The 20,769-nt window shown below is 71.4% G+C and carries 15 protein-coding genes; 5 read left to right on the forward strand and 10 right to left on the reverse strand.

What is annotated here, in order from left to right; all coding sequences use genetic code 11:
* Positions 1-7: 7 nt before the first annotated feature.
* The 4 genes from ACSU1G_RS20255 to ACSU1G_RS20270 all read right to left on the reverse strand — a co-directional run bounded on the left by ACSU1G_RS20255 (position 8) and on the right by ACSU1G_RS20270 (position 3,633).
* On the reverse strand, positions 8-1,501 hold the full coding sequence (locus ACSU1G_RS20255; protein WP_439281801.1) for an NAD-dependent succinate-semialdehyde dehydrogenase: 1,494 nt from the start codon (positions 1,499-1,501) through the stop codon (positions 8-10).
* A 141-nt stretch (positions 1,502-1,642) separates the two neighbouring features.
* A complete protein-coding gene (locus ACSU1G_RS20260) occupies positions 1,643-2,044 on the reverse strand; it encodes a VOC family protein (protein WP_439281802.1) in 402 nt (133 codons plus the stop codon).
* 46 nt (positions 2,045-2,090) lie between these two features.
* The gene (rsmI, locus tag ACSU1G_RS20265; protein WP_439281804.1) at positions 2,091-2,945 is read right to left on the reverse strand and encodes a 16S rRNA (cytidine(1402)-2'-O)-methyltransferase; all 855 of its coding nucleotides are present in this window, start codon (positions 2,943-2,945) and stop codon (positions 2,091-2,093) included.
* A 25-nt stretch (positions 2,946-2,970) separates the two neighbouring features.
* Positions 2,971-3,633 carry a histidine phosphatase family protein gene (locus ACSU1G_RS20270; protein WP_439281805.1) on the reverse strand — a complete coding sequence of 221 codons (663 nt, stop codon included), beginning with the start codon at positions 3,631-3,633 and terminating at the stop codon, positions 2,971-2,973.
* 93 nt (positions 3,634-3,726) lie between these two features.
* Between ACSU1G_RS20270 and ACSU1G_RS20275 the strand changes: the two genes are divergently transcribed.
* Positions 3,727-5,352 (forward strand): dolichyl-phosphate-mannose--protein mannosyltransferase, encoded by a 1,626-nt coding sequence (locus ACSU1G_RS20275; RefSeq protein ID WP_439281998.1) that lies wholly within the window; start codon positions 3,727-3,729, stop codon positions 5,350-5,352.
* A 44-nt stretch (positions 5,353-5,396) separates the two neighbouring features.
* The gene (locus ACSU1G_RS20280) at positions 5,397-7,211 is read left to right on the forward strand and encodes an AMP-dependent synthetase/ligase (RefSeq protein WP_439281999.1); all 1,815 of its coding nucleotides are present in this window, start codon (positions 5,397-5,399) and stop codon (positions 7,209-7,211) included.
* Between the two features lie 130 nt (positions 7,212-7,341).
* On the opposite strand, the gene ACSU1G_RS20285 is transcribed toward ACSU1G_RS20280, so the two are convergent.
* The gene (locus tag ACSU1G_RS20285; protein ID WP_439281807.1) at positions 7,342-8,871 is read right to left on the reverse strand and encodes a TIGR01906 family membrane protein; all 1,530 of its coding nucleotides are present in this window, start codon (positions 8,869-8,871) and stop codon (positions 7,342-7,344) included.
* A 200-nt stretch (positions 8,872-9,071) separates the two neighbouring features.
* Between ACSU1G_RS20285 and ACSU1G_RS20290 the strand changes: the two genes are divergently transcribed.
* Positions 9,072-10,670 carry a peptide chain release factor 3 gene (locus ACSU1G_RS20290; protein WP_439281808.1) on the forward strand — a complete coding sequence of 533 codons (1,599 nt, stop codon included), beginning with the start codon at positions 9,072-9,074 and terminating at the stop codon, positions 10,668-10,670.
* A gap of 51 nt (positions 10,671-10,721) precedes the next feature.
* On the opposite strand, the gene ACSU1G_RS20295 is transcribed toward ACSU1G_RS20290, so the two are convergent.
* Positions 10,722-11,714: a stage II sporulation protein M gene (locus ACSU1G_RS20295; protein WP_439281810.1), complete on the reverse strand. Its 993-nt coding sequence runs from the start codon at positions 11,712-11,714 to the stop codon at positions 10,722-10,724.
* A 30-nt stretch (positions 11,715-11,744) separates the two neighbouring features.
* Between ACSU1G_RS20295 and ACSU1G_RS20300 the strand changes: the two genes are divergently transcribed.
* Complete coding sequence (locus ACSU1G_RS20300; protein WP_439281811.1) at positions 11,745-12,548, forward strand: RDD family protein; 804 nt, start codon at positions 11,745-11,747, stop codon at positions 12,546-12,548.
* A gap of 118 nt (positions 12,549-12,666) precedes the next feature.
* Here the strand turns inward: ACSU1G_RS20300 and ahcY are convergent, their stop codons facing one another.
* Positions 12,667-14,220, reverse strand: a complete 1,554-nt coding sequence (gene ahcY, locus ACSU1G_RS20305; RefSeq protein WP_439281812.1) for an adenosylhomocysteinase — start codon at positions 14,218-14,220, stop codon at positions 12,667-12,669.
* A 61-nt stretch (positions 14,221-14,281) separates the two neighbouring features.
* On the reverse strand, positions 14,282-14,698 hold the full coding sequence (locus tag ACSU1G_RS20310) for a DUF3499 family protein (protein WP_439281813.1): 417 nt from the start codon (positions 14,696-14,698) through the stop codon (positions 14,282-14,284).
* Between the two features lie 151 nt (positions 14,699-14,849).
* Between ACSU1G_RS20310 and ACSU1G_RS20315 the strand changes: the two genes are divergently transcribed.
* The gene (locus ACSU1G_RS20315) at positions 14,850-15,437 is read left to right on the forward strand and encodes a metallopeptidase family protein (protein ID WP_439281814.1); all 588 of its coding nucleotides are present in this window, start codon (positions 14,850-14,852) and stop codon (positions 15,435-15,437) included.
* A gap of 90 nt (positions 15,438-15,527) precedes the next feature.
* Here ACSU1G_RS20315 and ACSU1G_RS20320 read toward each other — a convergent pair whose 3' ends face one another.
* Positions 15,528-17,282 carry a DUF5719 family protein gene (locus tag ACSU1G_RS20320; protein ID WP_439281815.1) on the reverse strand — a complete coding sequence of 585 codons (1,755 nt, stop codon included), beginning with the start codon at positions 17,280-17,282 and terminating at the stop codon, positions 15,528-15,530.
* Positions 17,279-20,755, reverse strand: coding sequence for a glycosyltransferase (locus tag ACSU1G_RS20325; protein WP_439281817.1), 3,477 nt, complete (start codon positions 20,753-20,755; stop codon positions 17,279-17,281). The genes ACSU1G_RS20320 and ACSU1G_RS20325 overlap by 4 nt, the downstream gene beginning before the upstream one ends.
* Positions 20,756-20,769: the final 14 nt, after the last annotated feature.

Below are 20,769 nucleotides of genomic sequence, written 5' to 3' on the forward strand. Positions count from 1 at the left end.
TGCGGGACTACCGCTTGGCGGCGTAGGGGTCGGCGATGCCGATGTACTGCACCGTGGTGTACTCCTCGATGCCCTCGGCGCCACCCTCGCGGCCCAGACCGGACTGCTTGACGCCGCCGAAGGGGGCGGAGGCGTTGGAGATGACGCCCGCGTTGAAGCCGACCAGGCCGAACTCGATCTGCTCCGAGACGCGGAACATCTTGTTGACGTCCTTCGTGTAGAGGTACGAGGCCAGGCCGTACTGGGAGGCGTTGGCCAGCTCGATGGCCTCCTCCTCCGTGGCGAAGGTGGTCACGGGGGCCACCGGGCCGAAGATCTCCTGGGAGAGGATCGGGTTGTCGTTGCCCACCGAGAGCAGGGTGGGGATGTAGAAGTACCCGTCCCCGTCCTTCGGCTTGCCGCCGGTGACGATCTCGCCACCGGCCGCCACGGAATCCGTCACCAGCTGGTGGATGTCATCGCGGGCGCCGGAGTCGATGATCGGCCCCACGGTGGAGTCCGCCTCGGTGCCACGCGCCGGGTTCAGCTTGCCCAACGCGGCGGCGAACTTGGCCTTGAACTCCTCGGCGACGTCCTGGTGGACCAGGAAACGGTTGGCGGCGGTGCAGGCCTCGCCCATGTTGCGCATCTTGGCGGCCATGGCCCCCTCGACGGCCGCATCCAGGTCGGCGTCCTCGAACACCAGGAACGGCGCGTTGCCGCCGAGCTCCATGGAGGTGCGCAGCACGTTCTCGGCCGCGTCCTTCATCAGGCGCACGCCCACCGGGGTGGAGCCGGTGAAGGAGACCTTGCGCAGGCGGGAGTCCTTCATCAGCGGAGCGGAGATGGCGGAGGCGGAGGAACCGGCGACGACATTGAGCACGCCCGCGGGCAGGCCGGCCTCCTGCATCACCTGGGCGAAGAGCATGGAGGTCAGCGGGGTCAGCTTGGCCGGCTTGAGCACCATGGTGCAGCCGGCCGCGATGGCGGGGGCGACCTTGCGGGTGGCCATCGCCAGCGGGAAGTTCCACGGGGTGATCAGCAGGGACGGGCCCACCGGCTTGTGCGTGACGATCATCTTGTTCTTGCCCTCGGGCGAGGTGAAGTACCGCCCGTAGTGGCGCACCGTCTCCTCGGAGAACCAGCGCAGGAACTCGGCGCCGTAGGTGACCTCACCCCGGGACTCGGCCAGCGGCTTGCCCATCTCCAGGGTCATCAGCAGGGCGAAGTCCTCGGCCCGCTCAGTTACTAGGTCGAAGCCGCGGCGCAGGATCTCGGCACGCTCACGCGGGGCGGTCAGCGCCCACTCGGCCTGCACGGCGGCTGCGGCGTCCAGCGCGGCCATCGCGTCGTCGGAGTTGCCGTCCTGGATGGAGACCAGGACCTTGCCGGTAGCCGGGTCGTGGACGTCCAGGGTCTTGCCGGAGGAGGCGTCGCGCCACTGTCCGTTGATCAGCAGCCCGGTGGGGACGGACTGCAGCAGTTCCTGCTCGCGTTCGGCGGTCACAGTGGTTCCGGTCATGGATGGCCTCTTTCCGGTCGGTCGGTTCGTGGGGCCGGCGGCAGCGCGGAGGGGCGCCGTACGGCCGGCACGATCGTACTCAGCCTACTGGCCGGCGCCGTCCCGTGACGTGATCAGGTCACGGTGCGACTGCTTCCGGGGTCAGGCGCCCTCCGGCGTCCGTTCCGAGTCTTGGGCCCGGCAGAGGCAGAAGGGGTGGCCGGAGGGGTCGAGGAAGACCCGGAAGGAGCCTCCCGGCTGGTCCGCGGTCTTCGTGACCCCGAGCTTGAGCACGGCCCGCTCCCCCGCGTCCAGGTCCCGGACCTGCACATCCAGGTGCATCTGCTGCGGACGGTCCTGTCCGGGCCAGTCCGGTGCCCGGTAGTCCTCGACCCGCTGGAAGGAGATGCAGTGGCTCCCGTCCGCGGGCTGCAGGTCCACCCACTGGTCCCGCTCCCCCGTGGTGCCCTGCACCTCCCAGCCGAGGATCTCGCCGTAGAATCCCGCGAGGGCCTGCGGGTCGGGACAGTCGATGACGAAGCTCGGAAAGCGTGCGATGGCCATGGCGCCACGATACCTCCGCCGCGGCTCCTCCGGCTCCTCCGGTGGCTCAGGCCCGGGCGGCCAGCACCGCCTCGTAGAGTTCGCGTTTGGGCACCCCGCGGGCCGCGGCCACCGTGTTGACGGCCTCCTTGAGCCGGGTGCCGGAGGCCACCAGGACCTCGACGTCGGCCACCTGGCCGGCCGTGTCCGTGTCCGGTGCGGCGGTGGCGCCGCCGGTGACGATGACGATCTCGCCCCTGATCTCCTTCGAGCCGGCCCACTCCACCAGGTCTCCGAGGGGCCCGCGGGCGATCTCCTCGTGCAGCTTGGTCAGCTCGCGGGCCACACAGGCCGGACGGTCGGCCCCGAAGGCCTCCCGCAGCGAGGTCAGCGAGGTCTCCACGCGGCGGGGTGACTCGAAGAACACCAGCGTGCGGGCATCCCGGGCCAGCTCGCCCAGCAACCGGGCCCGTTCCCCCTCCTTGCGGGGCAGGAACCCCTCGAAGGCGAAGCGGTCCGTGGGCAGGCCGGACAGCGCGAGCGCGGTGGTCACGGCGCTGGGCCCCGGCGCGCAGGTCACCTCCACGCCCTCCGCCGCCGCGGTGGAGACGAGCCGGTAGCCGGGGTCCGAGACCAGCGGCATCCCGGCATCGGTCATCACGGCGACGACGGCCCCGTCCCGGGCCGCGGCCAGCAGCTCGGTGGTGGACTCCCGCTCGTTGTGCTCATGGTGGCTGACCACCTTTCCGGTGATCTTCACCCCCAGTCCGTGGGCCAGGTGGTGGGCGCGGCGGGTGTCCTCGGCGGCGACGATGTCCGCGCTCGCCAGCAGATCCTTGAGGCGCTGGGAGGCGTCGGAGAGGTTGCCGATCGGGGTGGCCGCCAGCACGATCTGCCCGCCGTGGTTCAGTTCATCCGCCATGGCTCGAGTCAAGCACAGCTCGTTCTCAGAGCTGCACCGTGTCCGCGGCGGGACCGTCCGCCTGTTCGTCGGTGAGCTCCGGGCCGCCCAGTGCATGCTCCTGCCAGCGCTCGGCGCGCCACCGGCCCGGTTCGCCGGTCATCAGGACGGCACCGGTGTTCGAGAGCGGGTGCTGCGCCGCGAAATCGGGCGTGATGTTCTCGGCACGGGAGGCGGCCCAGACACGGATCATCGAACCGTGGCTGATGATGGCCGCCACCCCGACCCCCGTCCCGGCGATCTCCTCGACGACCTCGTCGAAGGCGCGGAGCACCGAGTAGCCGTCCTGCGTGGTTCCCGGCACCACGCGCTGAGGGGCATCAGCCGCCCAGCCGAGGACCACCGAGAGATAGGTCTGGATGGAGGTCTCGTCATTCGCCATCTCCAGGGACCCTGCGGGGATCTCCCGCAGGTCGCGGCGGATCTGGACCTCAAGACCCAGCGCACGGGCCAACGGTGCGGCCGTCTGCTGCGTGCGGAGCAGGGTGGACGCATAGATCGCCTCGATCCCCTCCCCGCCCAGTGTCTCCGGCAGGGCCAGGGCCTGTTCCCGGCCCAGCCCGGTCAGGCCCGGGCCCGGCTCATCGGTGTCGAGATGGTAGGTGATGTTGGAGGGGATCTGTCCGTGGCGGACCAGGAGGAGGCGCATGCCCCCAGTATCCCGCCCGGCCGCCCCGGTGGGCTCCACCGCACCACCGCAGGCGCCACGTACGATGGCAAGGTGCTCCAGTCCACCTCCACCGTGCCCGCGGCGCAGTCGGCTCCCCCGGCCCGGGCGAACCGGTGGCTGAGCACCCCCGAAGACGCCTACACGGAGGTCGCGGTGCGGCTGCGCCTGCTCGGCGGGCGCTTCCACCCGGGGCGCTGGGGCTGGATCATCCCGCTGGCGGTCACGGTGCTGGCCGGGTTGCTGCGCCTGCTGAACCTGGACCACCCGCACCAGCTGATCTTCGACGAGACCTATTACGTCAAGGACGCCTTCACCCTGCTGCAGTCGGGCGTGGAGATGAACTGGCCGGACGACCACAACGAACAGTTCGTGGCCGGCAACCCCCAACCGCAGGACACAGCCGAGTACGTGGTGCACCCACCGCTGGGCAAGTGGCTGATCGCCCTGGGGATGGCCCTGTTCGGCGCGGAGACCGGCACCGGTTGGCGGTTCTCCGCCGCCGTGGCCGGCACCCTGTCCGTGCTGCTGACCGCACTGATCGCCCAACGGCTGTTCCGCTCGGTGTTCCTGGGCGGGGTCGCCGGGCTGCTGCTGGCCGTGGAAGGCCATCACCTGGTGATGTCACGCACGGGGCTGCTGGACATCTTCCTCTCCTTCTTCGTCCTGGCCGCCTTCGGGGCCCTGTTGCTGGACCGCGTGGACGGGCGGCGCCGGCTCGCCCAGAGGATCGGTGCCGCGGCCGCACGGAATGGTGGGGCGCCGCCGTCGTGGTTCATGTCCTACGGGCCGTGGCTGGGCTGGCGCCCCTGGCGCCTGGTGGCCGGGATCCTGCTGGGTGCCGCCTGCGGCGTGAAGCTCTCCGGGCTGGCGTTCATGGCCGTCCTCGGGCTGATGACGGTGCTGTGGGACGCCCAGGCCCGGCGCGTGGCCGGCGTGCGCCACTGGCTGCGGGCCGGGATCACCCATGACGGGCTGTACGCATTCGTGGCCGTGGTCGGCGCGGGCGCAGCCACCTACCTGGCCACCTGGACCGGTTGGCTCGTGACCGCCACCGGCTACAACCGCCAGTGGCACCAGGCCCATCCCCCGGAGTCCTGGTGGCAGCACCTGGTCCCGGGCCCCCTCCGCTCCCTGGCCGACTACCACCGGCAGTCCACCGAGTTCCACTCCGGACTGGCCTCCGGGCACGACTATGCCTCCAACCCGTGGACGTGGCCGTTCATGGGCCGGCCCACGTCCTTCTACTACAAGGGGTACGAGGACGGCGCGAACGGCTGCCCCGTGGACACCTGCTCGGCGGCTGTCACCGACCTGGCGAACCCGGTGATCTGGTGGGCCGGCCTCCTGGCCATCCTCGCGCTCGTGCTGATCTGGCTGGGCCGCCGGGACTGGCGCGCCGGGGCGATCCTGGGCGTCTACGCCGCCGGCCAGCTCGTGTGGTTCCTCTGGCCGGAGCGGACCATGTTCTTCTTCTACACGATCGCCTACACCCCCTTCCTGATCCTGGCGATCACGCTGTGCCTCGGGGCGTTGATGCGCTTCGGCGGGCCGGCCAACCGGCGCCGCAACACCGTGCTGGTCCTGGCCTTCGTGGTGCTGGCCGTGGCCGTGAGCGCGTTCTTCATGCCCGTGTGGACCGGGGAGATGATCCCCTATGAGCAGTGGCGGGCCCGGATGTGGATGAGCAGCTGGATCTGAGTCACGTCCGTCCCAGGACCCCACCCGATAGGCTGAGTCGCATGATGCAGGAAGCCCAGACGGACCAGGTAGCCGACCTCCCCACCGAGACGAACGCGACGGACCGGTTCCTCGCCGTGGCCGCCGAGCACCCCCACGCTCCCGCCTACGCGGTGCGCAACGGATCCGGTGGGTGGCTGGACGTGTCCTACGCGTCGTTCCTGACGCAGGTGCGCTCCGCGGCCAAGGGGCTGATCGCCCTCGGGGTGACACCGCGGTCCATGGTGGGCATCATGGCCCCGACCTCCTACGAGTGGGCCGTGATGGACCAGGCCATCTGGTTCGCCGGCGCCGTCTCGGTCCCGGTCTATGAGACCTCCTCCCCCTCCCAGGTGGAACACATCCTCGCCGACTCCGGGGCGCGGCTCGTGTTCACCGCCGCCGAGAACCACCGCGCCGCCGTGGCGCGCGCCGCCGAGCAGGGCGGCTTCGAGGTCTCCTCCATCCCGTTGGACGCCTCCGGACTGGCCGAGCTGGACCGGGCCGGACGGGACGTCACGGACGAGGCGCTCGAGGCGGCCCGCACCACGAACTCGCTGGCCGACGTCGCCTCCCTGGTGTACACCTCCGGCACCACCGGCAAGCCCAAGGGCGCCCGGATCACGCACGCGAACTTCGCCGTGGGGGCGGTCAACATCCTGCCCTTCGCCCGCGAGATCGTCGGCGGCGGCGAGCAGCGCACCCTGATGTTCCTGCCGCTGGCCCACGTGCTCGCCCACGCGGTGCAGTACATCTGCCTGGTGGGCGGCATCCAGATCGCCCACGCCTCGGACCTGAAGACGCTGACCGCGGACCTGGCCTCCTTCCACCCCACCTGGCTGCTCGCCGTACCGCGGGTGTTCGAGAAGCTCGACGCCGGCGCTGCCGCCGCCGCCCGCTCGGGTGGCACCGAGAGGATCTTCACGGCCGCCCGGTCCACCGCGATCGCGTACTCCGAGGCCTTGGACGCCGCCGACCGCGGCGAGGGATCCGGCCCCGGCGCGCTGCTGAAGGCACGGCACGCCCTCTTCGACCGGCTGGTCTACCCGAAGATCCGCACGATCCTCGGCGGTGCCGCGAAGTACACCGTCTCCGGGGCGAGCGCCCTGAACCCGGAGCTGGCCCACTTCTTCCGCGGCGCGGGGCTGGGGATGCAGGAGGGCTACGGCCTGACCGAGTCCACCGCCCCCGTCACCCTGAACATCCCGGGCCACACCCGGGTGGGCTCCGTGGGCCTGCCGGTGCCGGGCAGCACCGTGCGGATCGCCGAGGACCAGGAGATCCTGATCCGCGGCACCATCGTCTTCGACGGCTACCACGGCCAGCCGGAGGCCAGTGCGGCGTCCTTCGACGAGCAGGGGTTCTTCCGCACCGGGGACATCGGCCGGCTGGATGATGACGGGTTCCTCTACGTCACCGGACGGAAGAAGGAGATCATCGTCACCGCCGGCGGCAAGAACGTCTATCCGACCCCGCTCGAGGAGGCCGTCCGGTCCGCCGGCGTGGTGGCCCAGGTGGTGGTGGTCGGCGAGGGCCGCCCCTTCGTGGGTGCGCTCGTCTCCTTGGATCCGGACGGGCTGGCCCAGTGGTCCGAGGCGGCCGGGATCGGCGAGATGTCACTGTCCCAGGCGAGCCGCGACGAGCGGGTGCGCGCCGCCGTGCAGCAGGCCGTGGACCTGGCCAATGAGTCCGTCTCCCAGGCCGAGTCCATCCGCAGGTTCACCATCCTGGACACCGAACTCACCGAGGAGTCCGGACACGTGACGCCCTCTCAGAAGTTGCAGCGTAAGGCGGTCATCCAGGACTTCGCGGAGTCCATCGAGGGGTTGTACCGCAAGTAGACCCTCACCGAACAGCCGAACAACCGAATAACCGAACACGAGAGCGGTAACTGTCGAGACTCACCGGTGGAGTCGACAGTTACCGCTCTCGTGTTGTGGGGTTCAGGTTGTGGGGTTCAGGTTGTGGGGCTCAGGCGTCCTGGACGTCGTACCAGTCGTTGCGGCGGCGGATGAGGTCCGCCTGGGCCAGCCGGGAGTCCTGCCGGCGCCGGCGCGTTGGCCAGGTGCAGACCAGGGTGACGATCAGCGTCACCAGCGTCAGTGCCGCGATGCCGATCCCCGCGTCCATCCAGAACTGGTTCGGGTAGAGCCGGATCAGGGCATCAGTGGCCTGGAAGGTCCAGGTGCCGTCCGCGAAGAACAGGCTGTGGAAGCCCGCGAAGAACGTCTCCCAGCCCAGCACCGCCAGCACGGCCACGGCGATCAGCACCACGAGCATCCACAGGGAGCCGGCGAACAGCGAGCGGCGGATGCCGCCCTTGGCGGTGCGGGCCAGGGCCACCATGAACACGATGCACACCAGGGCCAACAGCACCCCCACTGCCATCGTGATGAGCATGACGAGCTTGACGTCCGCCATGTGGGAGACCTCGGTGTCCGTGAACAGCTGGTTGCCCTGGTGCTGCAGATCGGACAGATACCGGACCGGGGCGGCGTTGAACAGGTAGTCCATGCCCGCCGAGCCATAGGTCAGCCGGTCCTCGGTGGTGAATCCGAGTTCATCGGCCGGGAAGCCGGGGCGGTGGTACTCGATCCACAGGAAGACCGGTGAGGCCACGGCCCGCACGGCGGCGATCAGCACGACGATCGGGAAGAACACCGCCAGCAGTACCTGCATCACCTTGGGCCCGGCTGAGGGGCCTTCCAGTGCCTCGTCGCGGGCCAGGGCACGCGCCTCGGCATCACGCAGGTCCCGACGACGGTCCTCGGCGTCCCCGGTCTGGGCGCCGGTGGAGAAGCCCCGGTAGTCGTCCGGTCCGGCGCCGGCTCCCGCGGCGCCGACTCCGGCACCCATCCCAGCACCCGCTCCAACGGCTGCGCCGGTCGCGGCGGCCGGGCCGGGCTCCCACAGGGTGGCGGGGCCGTCATCCGGCGTCTGCTGATCCGGTGTGGCCGTGGCGGTGACGGCCGCCGGCTCGGTGCCAACCCGCTCCCCTCGGGCCCGGGCTGCCGGGCGGTCCTGGGCAGCGGTGCGGTCCCCGGCAGCGGCGGCGTCTCCGGCGGCCCAAGCGTCCAGCTCGGCGCGGTCGATGGACTGGGTGGACTGGGTGCCGTCATCGCCGCCGAACTCGGCGCGGTCGATGGACTCGGTGGCCTGGGCATCGTGGTGATCGCTGCCGTGGGCGCCGTCGGTGCCGTGGGTGTCGTCGGTGCCGTCCAGGGCATCCGAGGTCACGGGGTCCACGGTGGGTCCGGTGCGGTGCGAACCCACCGATTCCGGGATCTCATCCGTGGCCTGGGTGGGTGCCGACGCGTCCACGCCGGGCTCGTCCACGTCGGTGTCGTCCTCGTCGATGAAGGCACCGTAGTCTAGGCCACTCTCGAATTCGCTGGCCTCGCTGGCCTCGCTGGCCTCGCTGGTCTCGGCGCGACGGTCTGCGTCCCGGGTGCCGCCCAGGGGTTCGTCTGCTCCGTCGTGGGGGAAGTCCTTGCCAGCCATCGTCCTGCCTTCTGCTCGCGCGTGGTTCGCCGTGTCTGTCTCCGAGACTAGTGCCGCTGGCCGCCCCGACAGCGGGGGCACACCGGCCGGGTGCGCGAAGTCGCGGACGTGACCGCACCGCTGGTCCGCGCACCGCACTCGGCACAATCGGCTGACTCAGCAGTACCGTGACATCACGGTAGGGTCTGGGGGTGGCACCCATGACTCCTCTCTCCGCGTCCGATTCGACTCTGGTGCGCGCCGAGGCCGACCGCCGCCGCACCTTCGCGGTGATCTCCCACCCGGATGCCGGGAAGTCCACCCTGACGGAGGCGATGGCGCTCCATGCGCGCCTACTGGACCAGGCCGGGGCGACCCATGGCAAGGCCAGCCGAGCTGCAAGCCTCTCGGACTGGGGCGAGTTGGAACGGGAGCGGGGCATCTCGATCAGCTCCACCGCCCTGCGATTCGGCTACGGGGATGCGATCTTCAACCTCTTGGACACCCCGGGTCACGCGGACTTCTCCGAAGACACCTACCGGGTGCTCACGGCGGTGGACTTCGCGGTGATGCTGTTGGACGCAGCCAAAGGCATGGAGACACAGACCAGGAAACTCTTCGACGCGTGCCGTCGGCTGGGATTGCCGGTGGTGACGGTCGTGAACAAGTGGGACCGTCCCGGGCAAGGCGCGTTGGAACTATTCGACGCGGTCCAGGAAGCCACCGGCCGGGTGCCCGTCGCGGTGAACTGGCCGGTCGGGGAATCCGGACGCTTCGAAGGACTGCTCACGCCCGGTGAATCCACCTACCTGCGGCACGAAGCCGTGGATTCCGGGGCACACCTCGCCCACGAAGAACACCGTGAGGGAGTCACGGATGCACACCTGGATCCAGGGGTCTGGAAAGCCGCCGTGGAGGGTGCTTCGATCGCCACTGAACTCAACGGGGTCTTCGACAGGACAGCGTTCCTGGCAGGGACGCAGACCCCCGTCATGTTCACCGCCGCAGCCGGCAACCTCGGGGTCCGCGCACTGTTGGACTTCCTGCTGAACCAGGCCCCCGCCCCCACCGGCAGGACCGATGTGCACGGACAGATCCGGACGGTGGATGCCGAGTTCTCCGGGTACGTGTTCAAGGTCCAGGCCGGGATGAACCCGGCGCACCGGGACCAGATCGCCTTCGTGCGGGTGAACTCCGGGACCTTCGAACGCGGCATGGACCTGCGCCACGCCCAGAGTGGACGGCCCGTGCTGTCAAAGTACGCCCACCACCTGGTGGGCCGCGGACGCCAGACCGCCAACGAATCCCGTCCCGGTGACGTGGTCGGCATCGTCAACGCGACCGGGCTGGGGGTCGGTGACACCATCCACGCCGGCCCGCCCGTGGTCTTCCCGGGAATGCCCCGGTTCAACCCAGAACGGTTCCGCGTGGTGCGCAACCGGGACGCGGCACGCCACAAGGGCTTCGCCAAGGGCCTGGCCCAGCTCGAGAGCGAAGGCGCCATCCAGGTGCTGCGCGATGCCGAGGGCAGCCCCGGCGGGCCCGTGCTGGCCGCCGTCGGAGACCTGCAGTTCGAGGTGGCCACCGAACGACTGCACCGGGAGTTCGGCGCCGAAGTCGCCCTGGATGCGCCCCTGTCCTACGACCGGGCCCGCCCCATCCCCGCGCACGGCGTTCAGGAGCTGAAGGCGGTGACCGGGTTGCGGATCCTCTACCGCCCCGACGGCGAGGCTCTGGTCCTGTTCCCCGACCGCTGGAAACTCGAGCGCACCGTAGGCCAGTTCCCCGCCCTCTTTCCCGAAGAGGGCCTGGCTGGCTGAGCCTGACCGGCTGAGCCTTTCCGGCTCAGGCGAGGGGCACCCGGGGTGAGCTCACGCGGTCAGCTGGCGGGCGCCGGCGTCGTGCGCCTCGAGGTCTCCCGTGGCACCCCGGGCCGCGGCACGCCGGCCCAACACGAGCGTGTAGGCCCAGTAACCGGCCAGCACCAGCAGGCCGATGCCGAGCCGGAGCCAGTGCGGCAGGCCCGAGGGGGTGACGAAGCCCTCCACCACACCGGAGACGGCGAGCACGAGGACCAGACCGAAGGCCACGGTGAAGAGCGAGCGGCCCTCCGAGGCCAGGGAGTCCAGCCGCGTGCGCTGGCCGGGGGCCACCCAGGCCCAGAAGATCCGCAGGCCTGCGGCACCGGCGATGAAGATGGCGGTCAACTCCATGAAGCCGTGCGGCAGGATGTACAGGAAGAACGTGTCCAGCTCGCCGTGGGCCGCCATGACGCCGCCGGAGATCCCCACGCCCTGGGCGTTGGCGAACAGGACATAGGGCACGAAGTAGCCGGTGATCCCGAACGCCACCTCCTGGGCGGCGATCCACGCGTTGTTGGTCCACACCTGGCCGGCGAAGGAGGCCGCGGGGTTCTCGGAGTAGTAGCCGGTGAACTGCTCCTGCGCGTACTCGCGCATCTGCTCCTCGGTGCCCAGCGAGGCCAGCACCTGCGGCTCGCCGTTGACCCAGAAGCCGAACCAGACCGCCACCAGGCAGAAGGCCGCCCCGAGGATCACGGTGAGCCAGCGGATCCGGTAGAACGCGGCGGGGAGCTGTTCCAGGAAGAAGCGGGAGAAACCGGCGGTGGCGCTGGACGGGGCGCCCGTGATCCGGCTCCGCGCCCGGGCCAGGACCATGGACAGCCCGGCGGCCTGCGGCCCGTCCGGATCGTGGGCCTGCACCATGGACAGGTGGGTGGAGGCCCGCCCGTAGAGCTCGAGCAGCTCGTCCGCCTGACCGGCGTCCAGACGGCGCGTGCGCGCCAAGGAGTCCAGCCGCTCCCAGGTGGGGCGGTGCACGGCGGTATAGGCGTCCAGGTCCACGGGATTCAGGCTACCGGTAGGCTCGGGGTCATGAGCACAACGGTGGTGACCGGTGAGGCCGTGGTGCTGCAATTGCGGCCGGCCTCCTTCGTGATCCGGGCCGCCGGCGCCCTGATCGACGGGATCGCCCTGGTACTGGTCTTCCTCGGTGTCCTGTGGGTGTTGGGACAGACCATCCTCGAGGAACTGGACCCGGCGGCCGTGCAGGCCACCATCCTGTCCCTGGTGGTCGGGCTGGTGGTCGGCGTCCCACTGGCGGTGGAGACCCTGAGCCGCGGCCGCTCGCTGGGCAAGCTGGTGTTCGGGGTGCGCGTGGTGCGGGACGACGGCGGCGCCATCCGTCTGCGCCACAGTCTCGTCCGCGTGCTGCTGGGGATCTTCGAGTTGTGGATGTCCTTCGGATCCGTGGCGCTGATCGCCTCCATGCTGAACGAGCGCGGCAAGCGTCTGGCGGACATGGTCGCCGGCACGCAGGTGGTCATCGAGCGGCAGAAGAAGGTCCCGCCACCGCTACCGGGAGTCCCGGAGTCGATGCGTTCCTGGGCCGAGGTCTCGGACGTCGGCCGCCTGCCGGACGCACTCGTGGCCTCCGTGACGCAGTTCCTCCGGCACGCCCGCTCTGTCCCGCCCGCCGTCCGCGCGCAGACCGCGGGGCGGCTGGCGGGGCAGGTGGCCCCGTTCGTGGCCCCCGGCCCGCCGGTCGGGGCGAGCATGGAGGACTTCCTGCTGGGCGTGGTGGCGGAGCGGCGCAACCGGGACTACCGGATGCTGGCCGGCCGCCAGGAGCGGTCCGCGGCCTCAGCTGAACGCCTGCACGCCCTGCCGTTCTCCTGACCCTCAGACTGACCCTCCGACTTTTCACAGCTGGGTGGTCTTTTCACCCCGGGGTTCCGGGGTGAAAAGACCATCGCGGTGTGAAAGGTCCGGCGGGGTGAAAAGTCCAGCAGTGGACTCAGTAGCGGTAGTGATCCGACTTGTAGGGGCCTGCCACGTCCACACCGAGGTATTCGGCCTGCTCCTTGGACAGCTCCGTCAGGTTCGCGTTCAGGGCGTCGAGGTGCAGCCGGGCGACCTTCTCGTCCAGAACCTTGGGCAGCACGTAGACCTGCTTGCCGTACTCCTCCCCCGTGATGGACCCGTGGCGGGCGAAGAGCTCCATCTGGGCCATCACCTGGTTGGTGAAGGAGGCGCTCATCACGAAGGACGGGTGCCCGGTGGCGTTGCCCAGGTTCAGCAGGCGTCCCTCCGAGAGCACGATGATCGAGCGCTCGTTCTGCCGTCCGGAGTCGAAGGTCCACTCGTGCACCTGGGGCTTGATCTCGGTCTTCACCACGCCGTGGACCTGGGCCAGCCCGGCCATGTCCAGCTCGTTGTCGAAGTGGCCCACGTTGCCCACGATCGCCTTGTCCTTCATCTTGACCATGTCCTCGGCCATGATGATGTCCTTGCCGCCGGTGGTGGTGATGAAGATGTCACCGGAATCGATCACCTCGTCCAGACGCACCACCTGGAAGCCGTCCATGGCCGCCTGCAGGGCGTTGATCGGGTCCACCTCGGTGACCACCACGCGGGCACCCTGGCCGCGGAACGACTCGGCAGCGCCCTTGCCCACATCGCCGTAGCCGCAGACCACGGCCGTCTTGCCGCCGATCAGCACGTCCGTGCCGCGCATGATGCCGTCCGGCAGGGAGTGGCGGATGCCGTACTTGTTGTCGAACTTCGACTTGGTCACGGAGTCGTTGACGTTGATGGCGGGGAACATGAGCTGTCCGGTCTCGGCCAGCTGGTAGAGCCGGAGCACGCCCGTGGTGGTCTCCTCGGTCACCCCGCGGAGCTCCCCGGCGATGCGCGTCCAGCGCTGCGGGTCCGTGGCCAGCGAGGCACGGAGGGTCTCCAGGACGACCTGGTACTCCTCGGGGTCATCTGCCGTGGGGCTCGGCACGGCGCCGGCGGACTCGAACTCCACGCCCTTGTGCACCAGCATCGTGGCGTCGCCGCCGTCATCCAGGATCATGTTCGCCCCGAGGGACGGGTCCTTCTCCGCGCCGGGCCAGTTCAGGATCTGGGAGGCGGTCCACCAGTAGTCGTTCAGCGTCTCGTTCTTCCAGGCGAACACGGGTACGCCCGCCGGCTCCTGCGGGGTGCCGCGGCCCACCACGATGGCGGCGGCCGCCTCGTCCTGCGTGGAGAAGATGTTGCAGGACGCCCAGCGCACCTCCGCGCCGAGAGCCAGCAGGGTCTCGATCAGCACGGCCGTCTGCACGGTCATATGCAGCGATCCGGCGATCCGGGCGCCGGCCAGCGGCTGGGACTCGCCGAACTCCTCGCGCAGGGACATCAGCCCGGGCATCTCGTGCTCGGCCAGGCGGATCTGGTGGCGGCCGGCCTCTGCGAGGGAGAGATCCCGCACGGCGAAGTCGAAGGTGGCGCCGGGAACGGTGACGCGGTTGGCGTACGCCGGATCGGTGGCTGGGCTCGCGGAACTGACGGCAGGTTTTTCGGTCATGTACCCCAGCCTAGATCAGGCGGGCTGCACCGCACGGGGCATTCGTCAGGTGGCGAAATCCTCAGCGGTCGTCGGTGTCCCGCAGCACGCGCAGGCTGGGGCGCCCGGGGCGGGCCGGGGCCTCGCCGTTGATGGAGCCGGCGGAGTCCGGCCGGGGTCCGGCGTCCGGTGTGGTCCCGCGGCGGCCGGTGGTGGGCGGTGCGGGTCGGGATCCGGTGCCCGACGCCGGCCGGTCGGCTCCGGTGCGCCGAGCCGGCTCGCGCACGGCGTGGGCCAGGGCCAGCAGGTCATCGGGTTCGGGGCGTTCGGGCGGGGCCGAGCTCTCGGGGGGTGCGATCCGCAGCAGTTCCCAGCCCTTGGGGGCGGTCATGTTGCGGGTGTGTTTGCCGCACAGGTCATAGGTGTGCGGTTCAGCCAACCGGGACATGGGGCCGAGCACCACCGTGGAGTCGGCATAGTTGTACGTCAGAGTTGCCACTGCCGCACTCTGGCAGCTGGTCTTGGAGCACTGTCGCATCGATCCCACGGCAGACCACCCTACCGCTCCGCACCGTGCTTCGGCGTGCAGCACCCGCCGAAGCACCCGTGTCCGGTACCCACCCGCACCGGCTGCGACTACCATTTCAGTCATGACTTCCTTCGATCCCCTGACGGTGGAACACGGCGTGGGACACGGCGGGACACGGGGCGGGACACCGGGCGGGTCGCAGAACCCTGCGGGCGGATCGCAGAACCCAGCGCAGACCCCAGCGCAGGACCCAGCCAGTCCAGCCGGAGTGCGGAGCACCCGCTCGGTGCGGCGGGACCGCCGTGGACGCGGGCTGCGGGGGCCGCTGCTGCCCCCCGGACTGCCCCGAGCACGCACCCGCAACGAGGCTTTCACCGACTACCTGGACGCTGCGGTCTCGCGGCTGTCCGAGGTCTGCGGCCCCGCCGTGGAGCAGGCCCGGTTCCAGGCGACCATGGTTCCGGAGGACCTGGAGAACCGGCTGGAGCTGGTGCGTGCCTGGGGCGCCGACATGGTGGATGACCCCACCGGGTCCACCCGGCGGGACGCCCGGGGCACGGCGGTCATCACCATCCACCGGCGTCCGATCGAGGCGCGTTGTCCGGTCCCCTCGCTGCTCCCCGACCTGGTGTACGGGGCCGTGGTGGAGCAGTGGGCCGAGCTGACCGGACTGGCGCCGGAGGCGGTGGACCCGGACTACCACTGGTAGCACCGGGGCCCGGTCAGACCACCTCGCGTCGGATCACACCGCGCCAGGTCACCCCGCGCCGGATCACCTCACGCTCGGAACCCTCCGGGCTCAGTACCCCACCCGGACGGGGACTCCGGAGACCTGTTGCTGCTGTGGCACCACGGGGTAGGCGGAGATCCCCTGCCCGCCGCGGACGTCCACCCCGGCGTGCACCTGCCCCTGGGCGGTCTCCAGTACAGCCCCCGAGACCTGCGTGCCGTCCCCGTCCACCAGGTCGTCGAAGGCCAGGGCGCGGGTGGATTCCGGTCCGAGTTCCCGCACCAGGGGTTCCGCCAGGCTGCCGTCGCGGAGCACGGGGGTGATCTCCACGGCCCCGCCTGCGCCCGAGTACAGCACCAGGTTCGCCTCGGCCTCGGTGGGCCGGGCCACCAGCCGCTCCAGCCCGAGGGGGCCCACGGCGGAGACACTGGAGAAGTCGATCGGTCCCTCGGCCTGGCCGGAGAGCCCGCGGGCGCTGGCCACGAGGGGCGCGTCCGCGGTCACGGTGACCGTGTAGATGTCGTGGTCCATACCGTCCAGGGGGAAGCGTGCGGTGGCGCCGGCAGCCACCTGGACCACGCCGCCCCCGGGAAGCTCCACGGGCCCGTCCGGGCCGCTCACGGTGATCTCGGCCGTGGCCCCGGCGGCCGGGGCGGCCAGCAGCACGGCAGGCCCCGCCTGCTCGTAGCCGTCCTGACCGGTGACCGCCTCGCCGCTGGCCTGGGAGGGGACCACCAGGCCGGGCAGCACGGCGGACCGGGCCGGGGCGGCGGTCGGCTGGATGATCTCCACTCCCCCGGCGGTGATGCCGAACAGCCGATGCTGCTGCACCGTGGCACCCACCGCCCCGCCCTGGGCGGTGACGTGGACGGCCAGGTGCTCCTCGTCCGGGGCCAGCCCGCCGAGCACGATCGAGCGGGACTGCCCCGGCCCCAGCACGACCCCCGAGGTCCCCGGCGCCTCGACGGGACCCGACTGGCCGTACAGGGACAGGTCTATGGTGCTGGCCGAGGCCGAGGGGTTCGAGAGCACCAGTACGGCCGTGGAACCCACCGTCGTGGTGACACCGGCCAGCCAGTGGTCGTGGGCCGGGGCCGTGCAGGAGCTGGCCTCCGTGCCGGCCAGGTCACCGTCCGCGGCCGCATACAGGGACACCGCGTCGGAACCGGTGGCCTGCCCGCCGACGGGTTCGACCGTCACCGCGGTGGCGTCCCCGGCCTCCCCGCCGGGGGACTCGATGTCCGCCACGGCGGCGCTCCTGGCCGGGACGCCGTCCTCGCCGGAGGTGGCCGGTACGCCCTGCTGGACGTCCTCGGGCTGCGAATCCGTCAGCTGCTCCGCTTCAGCGCCACCGCCGTCGCCCGTGTCACCTGCCGACTCGGCCGGCTCGGCCGACGGCAGGGTGGTCAGGCTGCTCCCCGGGGACCGGCCGGCCAGATCGGAGAGCAGCACCGAGGTGACACTGGAGACGGCCGAGGTGGAGACCGGGCTGAACTGGGTGTCGGTGCTGTCCTCCGCCCCGGCGGGCAGTCGCGGCGGTCCCGCGCACACCGACTGGGTGGGCACGGCGTTCAGGGCGGCGGGGACCGCGGCGCCGTCCACCTCCGGTGCGGACGGTGGGACGAGGGTCCCGGCGGTCACGGCGGCCGCCACCAGGGCCACGACGCCGGCCCCGGCCAGTCCCGCCGTCACGGGCGCCTTGAGGACCAGGCCCCGTCGGTGGGCCTCCAGCGCGGCCTGGCGCTTCTTGTCCCGCGCCTCGGCGGCCCGTTGGCCCTTGCGCTGGCCCCGGGATGTGGGCTGCTGATCCTGATGCTGGCTCATCGTTCCTCCGTCCACGCGGCGTCGTCGAAGTCCTCGGCGTCCAGATCCGGGTATCCGGGGGTCAGGCCGGTCGAGGCGGCGGCCCGCGTCCGGTGATCCGTCCGGCGGGTCGGCGAGGGGATCGCCAGCAGGACGGCCAGCACGAGCAGGATGCCGGGCAGCCACCAGGCCCAGGATGCGGCCGGGGAGGAATGCCAGACCCGTAGCTCGCCCCCGTGCTCCGGCAGCTCGAACGACTGGTTCCAGGCGGCACCTTCCACTGGCACGGCTGCGAGGGGTTCACCGTCCAGGGTGGCCTGCCAGCCGGAGTCGGCCCGCTCGGCCAGGACCAGCCGACGGTCCTGGCCGCCTCCCTCCTCGTCATCGGAACGGTCCTCGGTGGGAAGCTCGGTGTCCACGGTGGCACCGGACCGGGCCACCAGGTGGGTGGTCTCGCCGGTGCCGTCCACGATCCGCACCCGGGAGGCTGCGAAGCCCATCCGGTCTTCGAGGTCGTGGGGGCCCACCACGGGGATACCGCCGTCATCCTCGGGGACCACGCGCCACAGCCAGCCCGAGTCGGTCAGCCCCACGGGGGCCAGGCCCGGAACAGCATCGATGGAGGCAGCCGTCCCCAGCTCCCCACCGTTCGGGTCGCGTAGCACCACGAACCCGGCACCGAAGTCCTCGAGGGCCGGACGCGGATCCGCGTTGGCGCCGGAGACCAGCTGGGCGGCCAGGCTGCGCAACTGTTCGTCCGCGCGGTCCGGGGCGGCCGCCGTCGGGCCCGTCAGGGGTCCGGTGAGGGAGCGGGCGGTCCACCCGGCGCTGAGCCGGTCCAGGGTGGGGCCCGTCCCGGTGGCGAGGCTGACCTGGAGTTCGTCCGCGCGGCGTTCCATCACGACCGTCCGGGTGGCCAGGGCGCTGGTCCCCTGGTCCGCCGCGGTGGCCGGAAGGAGTCGGGCGGGGCTGGAGTCCAGCACGGAATCGGTCCCCAGGGTGGACAGGACCGGCTCCGCCTCGCCGTCCGCCGTCCGGGAGTCCAGTGCGCCACCGGCGGCGGGGTCCAGGGTGGAACCGGGCAGCAGGCGCGGGATCGCCCACACGGTGGCGGTGAGGGCGAGGGAGCAGACGGCCAGGCCGGCCAGGACCACCACGCCGGTGCGGCGCAGCGGGCCGATCCGGCGGCGGACGGCACCGGGAGAGCGGTGCGGCCCCAGCACCCCGTTCAGGCCGGCCACGGCCGCCACCAGCACACCGAGCAGCACGGTGGAGGTGAACGGCCCGGTGAACACCGTCACGAGCTGACCGCGGTCATCCAGGGAGGTGGCCAGCCGGGGGGCCAGCGCCGATCCGACCAGGCCGAGCAACGAGAACCCGAGTCCGATCCGCGCCTGCACCCCGATCCTGCCGGTCATGAACGCCCCCGTGAAAGCTGACAGCAGCACCGGGACCCCGATGACGAGTGCGGCCACCAGGGCCCAGGGGAATCCGGCGCCGCCCGGCACTGCCGAGTCCAGCCAGGGCAGGGCCTGCAGTCCGGAGTCGGAGGCGAAGGCCTCCGGGAAACCGAGGATCTGCTGCCAGAGCGGGGCGGGATCAAAGGCCTGGGGCACGCCGGGATCGCCGAGCACGGCCCGCGGCTCCGTCCAGTGCGAGAGCACGGCGGGCAGGTACAGGGCCAGCGCGGGCAACGGGGTCCACCACAGGGCCCGTCCGCGCCGCCGGAGCAGCGCCGCCAGGGCCAGGACACCCGGCACCAGGAAGAGCAGCAGCACCGGGGCCGCCGCGCCGAGACCGGCCAACAGCAGCGCCGTCCAGCCCGAGGCCGTCCAGGACACCACACCTCGGTGACCGGGACGCACCCTGACGCCGGGCAGGTCCTCTGACACGCCCTCCGGATCGGGGCGTCGCAGCGCTGCGGAGCCGGTGGCGCGGATCAGGGCGAGCGCCAGCCAGGGCAGGGCGAGGTGCACCAGGAGCGCGCCCGGCCGTCCTGAGCCGGCAGCCGTCAGCAGCGCCGGGGACAGCCCCCACAGCAGGGCCGCCAGCAGACGGATCGCACGGCCTCGGGCCACGGCTCCCGCGGCCAGCCAGGCGCCGGTGGCGGCCAGCGGCATCGCCAGGATGGTCAGCCACACCAGTGCCAGTGATCCCTGTCCGGTGACCCCCAACACGGTCAGCGCCAGGCCGAAGGGCCCGGGCTGGACGGGGGCTCCGGCCCCGGCGGGGGCCCAGCTCCCGGTGGCGTGCTGCCAGAGGTCTGCGAGGGAGCCGGACACGGGCAGCAGCGACCCGCCGGCCAGTGCCGGTGCGGCGAGCAGATCACGCAGGCCCACGAGGGACAGTCCGCCCAGGAACAGCAGGGCGATCATCAGCCCGGTGCCGACCCAGTTGCGTTCCGGGGTGGCCAAAGCCGCGAAGTCGTCATGGCCGCCGGTGGCCTCGCTGGGGGCCAGGGTGGATCCGGTGCCGTCCCCGATGACCTCGTCCGGGGATTCCAGGTCCACCACGCTGCGCCGGTAGCTGCGCACCTCGGAGCGGGAGGCCTTGAGCGGGGCGACGATCGAGCGGGGCGAGGACTGCGTCCTCCGCGCCAGGCGGCGGGATCCCGCCAGGGGCACCACGCGGACGAGGGTACGCAGCGAACCGGCCAGGTGGGCACCGCCGCGGCCGGGTTCCTTGGCCAGCAGGGACGCGGCGAAGCCACCGAAGGCTGTGATCAATCCCCAGATCCACAGCAGCGGCACGGCCCAGGGGCGGGCATACTTCAGCCGCAGCCACAGGGAGGCCTCCCGGGTGGCCGAGGTCCCGGCATAGAGGCCCTCCCCGCGGCCGTCGTGTTCGATCAGGGCCCCGGGCACCACCACCACGCGGTGTCCGGCCAGCCGGTTCCGCCAACACAGGTCCACGGCGGCGGCGGGCCGTGGCCCCGAGGGATCGATCCCACCCAGCCGGGTCCAGACATCCGCGCGGATGAGCAACCCGGGGCTCGAGACCGCGAAGACGTCCGTGCGGGCGTCGTACTGTCCCTGATCCAGCTCTCCCGGCTCCACGAGGCTGAGGGGTTCGGCCTCCCCGGACACGGTCAGGCCCACGTCCAGCAGGTGCCGGGGGCGCCCCCACTCGACCTGCTTGCACCCGGCGATGGTCACGGACGGGGAGGTCTCGACGACCGCCATCAGGCGCTGCAGAGCCTGGGGCTCCGGACGCGAGTCGTCATGGATCCACCACAGCCAGCCCGAGCCGTCGCCGGCCGGGATCTGGATCTCGTGGAGGGCGGCCCTCTGCGCCTCGAAGGGCAGGTCCGCATCATCCACGAGTGCCGCCAGGCGCTGCAGGAGGTCTGCGAATGCGTCACCGGTGGTGGCGTCCTCGGCTTCGTCGGGATCCGGGATCCCGGTGGCGCAGGCCGCGAGGATGCGGTCCGGGAGCCGTTCCTGTCCGAGGATGGCCTGCAGGGCGTCAACGGCCAGGTCAGGCCGTTCGTTCACCACGAGAACGGCAG

The sequence above is a fragment of the Microbacterium sp. A93 genome (assembly GCF_051842835.1).

Excerpts from the sequence above, each read along its gene's own strand:
- ACSU1G_RS20255 (WP_439281801.1), bottom strand. The coding sequence starts at position 1,501 with ATGACCGGAACCACTGTGACCGCCGAACGCGAGCAGGAACTGCTGCAG.
- ACSU1G_RS20260 (WP_439281802.1), bottom strand. The coding sequence starts at position 2,044 with ATGGCCATCGCACGCTTTCCGAGCTTCGTCATCGACTGTCCCGACCCG.
- rsmI (WP_439281804.1), bottom strand. The coding sequence starts at position 2,945 with ATGGCGGATGAACTGAACCACGGCGGGCAGATCGTGCTGGCGGCCACC.
- ACSU1G_RS20270 (WP_439281805.1), bottom strand. The coding sequence starts at position 3,633 with ATGCGCCTCCTCCTGGTCCGCCACGGACAGATCCCCTCCAACATCACC.
- ACSU1G_RS20280 (WP_439281999.1), top strand. The coding sequence starts at position 5,397 with ATGCAGGAAGCCCAGACGGACCAGGTAGCCGACCTCCCCACCGAGACG.
- ACSU1G_RS20285 (WP_439281807.1), bottom strand. The coding sequence starts at position 8,871 with ATGGCTGGCAAGGACTTCCCCCACGACGGAGCAGACGAACCCCTGGGC.
- ACSU1G_RS20290 (WP_439281808.1), top strand. The coding sequence starts at position 9,072 with ATGACTCCTCTCTCCGCGTCCGATTCGACTCTGGTGCGCGCCGAGGCC.
- ACSU1G_RS20300 (WP_439281811.1), top strand. The coding sequence starts at position 11,745 with ATGAGCACAACGGTGGTGACCGGTGAGGCCGTGGTGCTGCAATTGCGG.
- ahcY (WP_439281812.1), bottom strand. The coding sequence starts at position 14,220 with ATGACCGAAAAACCTGCCGTCAGTTCCGCGAGCCCAGCCACCGATCCG.
- ACSU1G_RS20315 (WP_439281814.1), top strand. The coding sequence starts at position 14,850 with ATGACTTCCTTCGATCCCCTGACGGTGGAACACGGCGTGGGACACGGC.
- ACSU1G_RS20320 (WP_439281815.1), bottom strand. The coding sequence starts at position 17,282 with ATGAGCCAGCATCAGGATCAGCAGCCCACATCCCGGGGCCAGCGCAAG.